7 protein-coding genes are annotated in these 8,308 nt (G+C 64.3%); 2 read left to right on the forward strand and 5 right to left on the reverse strand.

Annotated elements, in window-relative coordinates; all coding sequences use genetic code 11:
• Nucleotides 1-140: 140 nt before the first annotated feature.
• On the reverse strand, nucleotides 141-1,622 hold the full coding sequence (gene cysS, locus AC1DVM_RS21740) for a cysteine--tRNA ligase (RefSeq protein WP_477257981.1): 1,482 nt from the start codon (nucleotides 1,620-1,622) through the stop codon (nucleotides 141-143).
• 290 nt (nucleotides 1,623-1,912) lie between these two features.
• On the opposite strand from cysS, the gene AC1DVM_RS21745 reads away from it, so the two are divergent.
• Nucleotides 1,913-2,248, forward strand: a complete 336-nt coding sequence (locus tag AC1DVM_RS21745) for a hypothetical protein (protein WP_477257983.1) — start codon at nucleotides 1,913-1,915, stop codon at nucleotides 2,246-2,248.
• Here the strand turns inward: AC1DVM_RS21745 and AC1DVM_RS21750 are convergent.
• Nucleotides 2,232-2,804 carry a CreA family protein gene (locus tag AC1DVM_RS21750; RefSeq protein WP_477257985.1) on the reverse strand — a complete coding sequence of 191 codons (573 nt, stop codon included), beginning with the start codon at nucleotides 2,802-2,804 and terminating at the stop codon, nucleotides 2,232-2,234. The two genes, AC1DVM_RS21745 and AC1DVM_RS21750, sit on opposite strands and share 17 nt — an antisense overlap.
• A 273-nt stretch (nucleotides 2,805-3,077) precedes the next feature.
• Between AC1DVM_RS21750 and AC1DVM_RS21755 the strand changes: the two genes are divergently transcribed.
• Nucleotides 3,078-4,205, forward strand: coding sequence for a DUF2865 domain-containing protein (locus AC1DVM_RS21755; RefSeq protein ID WP_477257987.1), 1,128 nt, complete (start codon nucleotides 3,078-3,080; stop codon nucleotides 4,203-4,205).
• A 55-nt stretch (nucleotides 4,206-4,260) separates the two neighbouring features.
• On the opposite strand, the gene gltX is transcribed toward AC1DVM_RS21755, so the two are convergent.
• The 3 genes from gltX to AC1DVM_RS21770 form a co-directional block, all read right to left on the reverse strand.
• Nucleotides 4,261-5,601 (reverse strand): glutamate--tRNA ligase, encoded by a 1,341-nt coding sequence (gltX, locus tag AC1DVM_RS21760; protein WP_477257989.1) that lies wholly within the window; start codon nucleotides 5,599-5,601, stop codon nucleotides 4,261-4,263.
• Between the two features lie 335 nt (nucleotides 5,602-5,936).
• Nucleotides 5,937-6,224: a GIY-YIG nuclease family protein gene (locus tag AC1DVM_RS21765; RefSeq protein WP_477257993.1), complete on the reverse strand. Its 288-nt coding sequence runs from the start codon at nucleotides 6,222-6,224 to the stop codon at nucleotides 5,937-5,939.
• A 98-nt stretch (nucleotides 6,225-6,322) separates the two neighbouring features.
• Nucleotides 6,323-8,050, reverse strand: coding sequence for an NAD+ synthase (locus AC1DVM_RS21770; RefSeq protein ID WP_477257991.1), 1,728 nt, complete (start codon nucleotides 8,048-8,050; stop codon nucleotides 6,323-6,325).
• Between the last annotated feature and the right edge of the window lie 258 nt (nucleotides 8,051-8,308).

Raw genomic sequence — 8,308 nt, forward strand, 5'->3', positions numbered from 1 at the left:
CAGCACACCAATCCCCGTCATGCGCGGGCTTGACCCGCGTACCCACGTCTTCAACCCCGCCGTCGCAAACACGTGGGTGGCCGGGACAAGCCCGGCCATGACGAGGGAGGGTGTTTTGACGGCGGCGGTCAAAAATCCCCTCATCGCGCAACCTCCCACGTTGTCGTGCCATCCTTGTTGTCCATCAGCACCACGCCCAAGGCGACGATCTCATCGCGAAGTCGGTCGGATTCCGCCCAGTTCTTCGCGGCGCGCGCAGCGACGCGGGCCGCGATGAGCGCATCGACCTGCGCAGGATCGACGGAGAGCGCCGCTTGCCTGCGGTCCTTCCACGCCTCCGCAGTATCGGTCAGGAAACCGAGTGCCCGAAGATTGGCGCCGAGTTCCTCATGAGCGCCCTGCCCGTCGAGCGCATGCAGCTCTGCGAGCATCTTTGGCGTGTTGAGATCGTCCGCCAACGCCTCGATAACCTGGGTCGAAAGGCCAACGGAATGCAGGCCGCCCGCCACGCCATACCAACGATCGAGCGTCTTCGCGCTCTCCTCCAAGCCCCGCTCCGTCCAGTCGATCGGCTGGCGGTAATGCGTGCGCAGCATGTTGAAGCGCAGCACCTCGCCGGGCCAATCCTTCAGGAGGTCGTTGATGGTGAAGAAATTGCCGAGCGACTTCGACATCTTCTCGCTCTCGACCTGCAGGAAGCCGTTATGCATCCAGACATTCGCCATGCGCGCGGTGTCGAACGCGCAGCATGATTGGGCGATCTCGTTCTCGTGGTGGGGGAAGACGAGATCGATGCCACCGCCGTGGATGTCGAAGGTCTCGCGCTCGTCGGAATCCTCGCAGGTGAGCCGCGACTCAAACGCTTTGATCAGGTGCTTCCACGCCATCGCGGAGCACTCGATATGCCAGCCGGGCCGACCCGGCGTCGCGATGCCGCCCGGCGACGGCCAGCACGGGTCCTGCGGGCCCGACGGCTTCCACAGCACGAAGTCCATGGCGTCGCGCTTGTAGGGCGCGACGTCCACCCGCGCACCGGACAGGAGTTCGTCGAGGGAGCGCTTCGAGAAGGCGCCGTATTTCGGGACCTTCGGCAGGCGCGCCATGGCCGACACGGCAAACAGCACGTGGTCTTCCGCCACATAGGCGACGCCGCGGGCGATCAGCCGCTCGATGATGTCGCGCATCTCGGCGATATGTTCGGTGGCGCGCGGCTCCACGAAGCGCGCGGGCTTGCCTTCCTCGTTCACATCCTCGGGCATCAGCACGCCGAGCGCGCGGATATCGGCGTGGAACTGCTCCTCGGTCTTTCGCGTGACGAGCCCGATCGCCTCGTTATGCGGCAGGTCGGGATAGTCGCGCGCCGCCCGGGCGTTAATCTTGTCGTCCACATCGGTGATGTTGCGCACATACGTCACCGCCGCGGCCCCATAGATTTCCCGCAGCAGCCTGAACAGGAGATCGAAGACGATGATCGGTCGCGCGTTGCCGATATGGGCGTAATCGTAGACGGTCGGGCCGCAGACGTAGAGGCGCACGTTTCCCTCGTCGATGGGGACGAAGACGTCCTTCGATCGGGTCAGCGTATTGTAGAGCCTGAGCGTCGGGGCCATCTGGTCGGCCATGTGTCCATACCTCTTCGGGCCGAGGGCCGGAGGATGGTTTCGATCTGTGAAATGAGAACGAGACGGCTCCAGCCAGCGGGTGCGCTAGCTGCAAATAATCCGGGAAATCAGGATCGATGCCGTTTTCATGCGAAATCAATGCCTTTAAAGGCATGGTCCGTCAAGGTTCCGTCGCGGAGACGTTATTTTTTTTCGCGGCGCCATGAAACGGGACATTGACAGCCACGTTTAAGCTTTATTCACGCCCACCAACGACAATCCAACACGAGTTCAAGACGATGAGGTTTTCGATGCGCCGCGCACACGCCATGCTCGGGTTAGGCACTGCTGTGCTTCTTTCGGCCGCTGCCCTCACGTTCCTGCCCAAGAGCAGCCAGGCCTCGTCGGAGCCGGTCTCCATCGAGGAGACCTTCCTGGTTCCCGCCCATGACGGCTATGGCCTCGCCGAATGCCTCGTCTCGGGCCACCCCTGCGGCCAGGCCGTCGCCGACACCTGGTGCGAGGCACAGGGCTTCAGCCGCGCGACCGCCTTTCGTCAGGTCGCGGCCGAGGACGTGACCGGCTCGGTCCGCAAGGTGGCTCTGTCGAGCGCTCACCCGCCCGTTGCCATCACCTGCATAAACTGACGCAACGGCAGAATCCTGTCCTAACGCGCAGGCCGGTCGGTGCCCGGACGTATCCGGTCACCCACTCGCCGCATTTCGCGGGCGCTTCCCCTCCCCAGGGCATGATCGGCACGCTGGAGGTGGAATTCTTCGGCGAGCCTTCGATGGGCCGGTCGGAATACACCATATAGACCAGCGTGTTGCGCTTCACGTCGCAGCCCCGAACGATATGCATCCGCTTGAAGATCAGCGACCGGCGTTCGCTGAACACCGCGTCTCCCTGCTCAAATTTTTCCTTGAAGCGGATCGGCCCGGTCTGCCGGCACGAGAGCGAGATGTCCGACACCTCCTCGGCGACGCCGAAAGTCCCCGCGACGCCGCCGCGCTCCGGGGCGGTATAGTGGCAGGCGACGCCCTCGACCTTGGGATCGTCGAGCCCGTAGACCGCCAGCTTGTCGTTGGGGGTCAGTGCCCGCCAGACGGTGGACTTCTTGAAGATCACATCGGGGTCCTGCGCCAGCGCGCCGGTGGTGGCGCCGGCAAGAAGGGTCAGAACCAGGGCAAGTCGCGCGAGCATTTTAGTCGATTCTCCAAAGGTCAAGCTCACATGTGGTGAGGCCTGCGGCATTTGACGAGGGGGGAAAGTTCGGCCCCGCATTTGCCGGGATCGTCTTATGCGGGTAAATGCTTGTCCGCTGGGCCCCAGAGATGAGCGGTTCGTTGCTTCGAATGCGTGACAGCATCGGATCGCCGAGCCGCCGATCATATTAGGGCCCATTTCGCGACGTCAGGTGCTTCATGACGCCGGGGAAGACGACACGCTGAACAACCCGGTGCTGCGACAGGCCTTATGAAAAAACGAAATTTCTTCCGCACTCTCCTCACCGTGGCGGCCTTCCTCGCCGCCGGAGGTTCGGCATTCGCCCAATCCGCCGAATGCCAGCGCTTCCGGGCTGAGCTGGCGAACCTCGATCGCGGCGGCGGTGGCGGCGCGGCGGCGGGTCAGGCGCAGGCGGCGCGGGCCGAGATCGGCCGGCTCGTCGGCTATTACCGCTCCATCGGCTGCGAGCGCGGCCCCCTCGGGTTCCTGTCGGGCGCCCCGCCGGCGGAATGCGGCCCGATCGCCCAGCGCATCCGCCAGCTCGAGGCGAACTTCGCCCGCCTGTCGGCCCAATCCTCCGATTCCGGCGACGTGGAAATTCGCCGCCGACAATTGCTCGGCGCGATCCAGCAGACCTGCTCGGTCGACCAGCCGCGCGGCTTCTTCGAGAGCCTCTTCGGCCCGCCCCGGACCCAGCAGCCGCAGCAGCAGATCATGCCCGAGGGCCAGCCGATCATCACCGAGGACGATTCCAACCAATCCCTCGGCGGGCGTCGTCTCGTCTGCGTGCGGACCTGCGACGGCTCGTTCTTCCCGCTCTCGAACGCGCCCGGCGGACGCCAGAACGCCGACGAGATGTGCCAGGCGCTCTGCCCCGGCACCGAGACCGTCGCCTTCGCGACGCCCGGTGGCGACAACGGCATGAACCGCGCCGTATCGCTCTCGGGTCGGCCCTATACGTCCATCGCCAACGCCTTCAAATACAAGAAGGCGTATGACAGCACCTGCGCGTGCAAGAAGGACAACGAGAGCTGGGCGGTGATCCTGCGCAAGGCCGAGAGCATGCTGGAGCAGCGCAAGGGCGACATCATCGTCACGGCCGAAAAGGCCGAGGAACTGTCGCGGCCGAAGGTCGTGCAGGCCCGCAAGGCCGTCGAGAAGAAGGTTCAGGACGAGGCCAAGGAAGCGGCCGAAACCGCCGCCGCCGCGCCGACCGCCAGCAAGGAATCCTCCGGCATCGGCCCGCAATCCATCGAGAGCACCCGCGTGGTCAACCAGGCCGAGGGCACGAAGAAGGACGTGGTGACGGGTGACGGAAAGAAGCGCACCGTGCGCGTGGTCGCCCCCGACGTGATCCCGGTCCCGCACGCCAACTGACGGACCACTTGGCGGACGATCGAGCGCGGCTGCTTCGGGGCCGCGCTTATTTGTTTCAGGCGATGTCGCCGGACAGGCGCGCCCGTGCTTTCTCGGGCCCGATCAACGGTAGCAGGGATGCGAGTTCGGGGCCGTGCTCCTGGCCCGTCAGGGCGAGCCGCAGGGGCATGAACAGCGCCTTGCCCTTCACGCCGGTTGAATCCTTCACGGCGTCGGTCCAGCTCTTCCAGGTTGTCGCATCCCAGGGCGCGTCCGGCAGCAGGTCGCGCGCGGCATCGGCGAAAACCCGATCCACGATGATGGGCGTCACCGGCCCATCGACGATCACCCACCAGCGCGCGGCTTCCGCCACGGTCGCCAGATTGCCGCGCACGGCGAGCCAGAAGGCTTCGCCCCCATCCGCGTCCATGGCGACGAGGCGCGTCCTGACGGCTTCATAGGGCATGTCGTGGACGAGCTTGGCGTTGAGATTATAAAGCTCCTGCTCGTCGAATTTCGCCGCCGAGCGGGAGATATGGTCGAAATCGATGAGACGGGCGAGTTCGTCGAGATCGGCAACCGGCCGGATCGCCTCCGCCGAACCGACCAGCACGGCGAGCGACGCCACCGCCTGCGGTTCGAGCCCGCCTTCGCGCAGACTGGTCAGCGACAGATGGCCGAGACGCTTGGACAGCCCCTCGCCGCTCGCCGTGGTCAGCAGGTTGGTGTGGCCGAAGATCGGCACCTTCGCGCCCAGGGCCTCGAAGATCTGGATCTGCACCGCCGTGTTGGTGACGTGGTCCTCGCCGCGGATCACGTGGGTGATCTTCAGGTCGATGTCGTCGACGATGGAGGGCAACGTGTAGAGATAGGTGCCGTCCTCGCGCACGAGGATGGGGTCCGACAGCGAGCTCGTATCCACATGCGAGGGACCGCGCACCAGATCGTGCCAGACTTCGTTGCGGTGATCGAGCTGGAAGCGCCAATGAGGCCGCCGTCCTTCGGCTTCGAGCTGGACTTTCTCGTCCGGCGTCAGCTTGAGCGCCGCACGATCGTAGATCGGCGGAAGACCGCGCGCGAGCTGGCGTTTGCGCCGAAACTCGAGCTCCTCGGTGGTCTCGTAGCAGGCATAGAGACGGCCTATGTCGCGCAGGCGCGCTACCGCGTCGTCATAAAGCTCGAACCGCTCGGACTGGCGCACGATCACGTCCGGCGGAATGCCGAGCCACGCCAGATCGACCTCGATCGAATCCGCATATTCGCGCTTCGAGCGCGCAAGATCGGTATCGTCGAACCGCAGGACGAACACGCCGCCTTCACGCCGCGCGAAAAGGGCATTCATCAGCGCCAGACGGGCATTACCGATATGGATGCGGCCCGTCGGCGACGGCGCAAAACGAACGATGGGCTTGCTCATGGGAAACCTATGGCAAAGGCGACGGGCGGTTGCAATGGCGTTCCCGCGAGCACCGAACGGGGTCTTGTGGGAGGAGTGGGAGGTGGGGGTGCGACCTCGGGATGTTGGGCGTCGCGCCAGCACCCCCACCCAGACCCTCCCCGCAAGGGGGAGGGAAAGGCGCTCGGTGAGTGCGAAGAGCCGGATGCCACCGTCATTCCGGGGCGAGCGCAGCTCGAACCCGGAACCCATAAACATCCCGGGCAGATATTGTGGCTCACTCCCCGCGCACTTCTACCAGCCAGACACCTGAGCGCCGCCACCTGTTACTCGTTTCAAAGATTGCGTCGCAGATATTACCTGTTGAGGGTCGGATAGAGGTCGGACCAATCAGGGTTCATGTCTTCGATGAGGCGTATCTTCCAATCTCGCCGCCATTTCTTGAGGGCCTTCTCGCGCGCGATAGCTTCGTCGATCCGGTCATATTCCTCATACCAAACAAGTCGATGGACTTTGTACTTCGTTGTAAATGAAAGTCCGCCGCCCGCTTTGTGTTCGGCTACTCGGCGCGACAGACTGTTGGTGACGCCGACGTAAAGCGTGCCATATCGACGGCTCGCCAGAAGATAGCCATGAAATGCCATATCGTAATGATATTGCAAAAAATCGGGTCTGCTACAACCCTCGGCGTGTATGGGTTCCGGGTTCCGCTTCGCGGCCCCGGAATGACGTTCGGCGGGATTCAGACGCCCCCCACCTTCGGCACCCCGTTCGTCCGCAGCAATCCGCGATCCGGCTTTGAGGCCACCTCGCCCTGGTCGCGGAAGCGGTTGACGATGGGGTAGCGGCGGTCGCGGCCGAAATTCTTGCGGGTGACTTTGACCCCCGGCGCCGATTGGCGGCGCTTGTACTCGGCGATGTAGAGCAGGCGCTCGACCTTCTTGACGGTTTCGAGATCGTGACCCTTCGCCACGATGTCGGAAACCCGCAGCTCATCCTCGACGAGCCCACGCAGGATGTCGTCCAGCACGTCGTAGGGCGGCAGCGAATCCTGGTCCTTCTGGTCCTCGCGCAATTCGGCGGTTGGCGCCTTCGAGAGGATGTTTTCCGGAATCACGGCCCCATCGGGTCCGAGCGCGCCGTCCGGTTTCCAGCGGTTGCGCAGGGCGGAAAGGCGGTAGACCTCCATCTTGTAGAGATCCTTGATGGGATTGAAGCCGCCATTCATGTCACCGTAGAGGGTGGCGTAGCCCACCGACATCTCGGATTTGTTGCCGGTCGTCACCACCATCGAGCCGAACTTGTTGGAGATCGACATCAGAATGGTGCCGCGCGCGCGGCTCTGCAGGTTTTCCTCGGTGATGTCGCGGGGCCGGCCTTCGAAAAGCGGCCGGAGAAGTTCCTCGAAACCCTCGACCGCCGGGGCGATCGGCAGCGTATCGTAGCGCACTCCCAGCGCCTCGGCGCAGGCCTTCGCATCCTTGAAGGAATCGGCCGCCGTATATCGATAGGGCAGCATCAGGCAATGGACCCGATCCGCCCCGAGCGCATCGACCGCCATGGCGGCGCAGATCGCCGAATCGATGCCGCCCGAGAGACCCAGCACGACACCGGGAAACCGATTCTTCTCCACATAGTCGCGAAGGCCAAGGACGCAGGCGGCGTAATCCGCCTCTTCGCCCTCTTCGACCACCACCATCGGCCCGTCGATGCACGCCCAGCCGGCCTCGCCCTTCTCCCACGTGGTCAGCGCCACCGACTCGGCATAGGCGGGCATCTGCGCCACCAGCGCGCAATCGGTGTTCAGCACGAAGGAAGCGCCGTCGAAGACCAACTCGTCCTGGCCGCCGATTTCATTGAGGTAGACGAGCGGCAATCCGGTCTCCGTCACCCGCGCGGCCGCGATGTTGAAGCGCTCCTCCGTCTTGCCGCGCCAATAGGGCGAACCATTAGGCACCAGCAGCATCTCGGCGCCGGTCTCGGCGAGGCACTCGACGACGTCGCCGGTCCAGATGTCCTCGCAGATCGGAATGCCGAGACGAATGCCGCGGAAATTCACCGGGCCCGGCAGCGGCCCCGGCGCGAAGATGCGCTTTTCGTCGAATACGCCGTAATTGGGCAGGTCGACCTTGAACCGAACCGTGATGGTGCCTCCGTCGAGCAGCGCATAGGCGTTGTAGACCTCGCCCCCTTCCTGCCACGGCAATCCGATGAGCATTCCCGGACCGCCGTCAGTGGTCTCGCGGGCGAGCCGCTCGCAGGCATCGCGGCACACATCCTGAAAGGCCGGCTTGAGGACCAGATCCTCGGCCGGATAGCCGGCGAGAAAGAGCTCGGTGAACATCACGAGGTCGGCGCCCAGACGCGCCGCCTCTTGCCGCGCCGCGCGGGCCTTGGCTTCGTTGCCGGCCACGTCGCCGACGATGGGGTTCAACTGGGCGAGTGCGAGTTTGAGTGTTTGCTGGGCCATGGATCGGATTTAGCGCGTCGCCACAGGCACAGCAATCACTGGCGCGAATTCCCATGAATTCCGCTCAAATCCCGTAGCGTAACAGCCCAGCTTCCCTTACGGAGGTTTGGCCGCGATGGGCGGCTCGGAATTTCGATCGATGAAAAAGCTGCTGCTCAGTCTCGCCGTGCTGTCCCTGTTTGCGACCCCGCTTTCGGCCAAGAATTTCGCCGTCCCCGACAAGGATCCGGCCGCCACCCTCACCGTCCCGGACAACTG

This window comes from Microvirga sp. P4_A5, assembly GCF_056402495.1.

Excerpts from the sequence above, each read along its gene's own strand:
- cysS (WP_477257981.1), bottom strand. The coding sequence starts at position 1,622 with ATGGCCGACCAGATGGCCCCGACGCTCAGGCTCTACAATACGCTGACC.
- AC1DVM_RS21745 (WP_477257983.1), top strand. The coding sequence starts at position 1,913 with ATGCGCCGCGCACACGCCATGCTCGGGTTAGGCACTGCTGTGCTTCTT.
- AC1DVM_RS21750 (WP_477257985.1), bottom strand. The coding sequence starts at position 2,804 with ATGCTCGCGCGACTTGCCCTGGTTCTGACCCTTCTTGCCGGCGCCACC.
- AC1DVM_RS21755 (WP_477257987.1), top strand. The coding sequence starts at position 3,078 with ATGAAAAAACGAAATTTCTTCCGCACTCTCCTCACCGTGGCGGCCTTC.
- gltX (WP_477257989.1), bottom strand. The coding sequence starts at position 5,601 with ATGAGCAAGCCCATCGTTCGTTTTGCGCCGTCGCCGACGGGCCGCATC.
- AC1DVM_RS21765 (WP_477257993.1), bottom strand. The coding sequence starts at position 6,224 with ATGGCATTTCATGGCTATCTTCTGGCGAGCCGTCGATATGGCACGCTT.
- AC1DVM_RS21770 (WP_477257991.1), bottom strand. The coding sequence starts at position 8,050 with ATGGCCCAGCAAACACTCAAACTCGCACTCGCCCAGTTGAACCCCATC.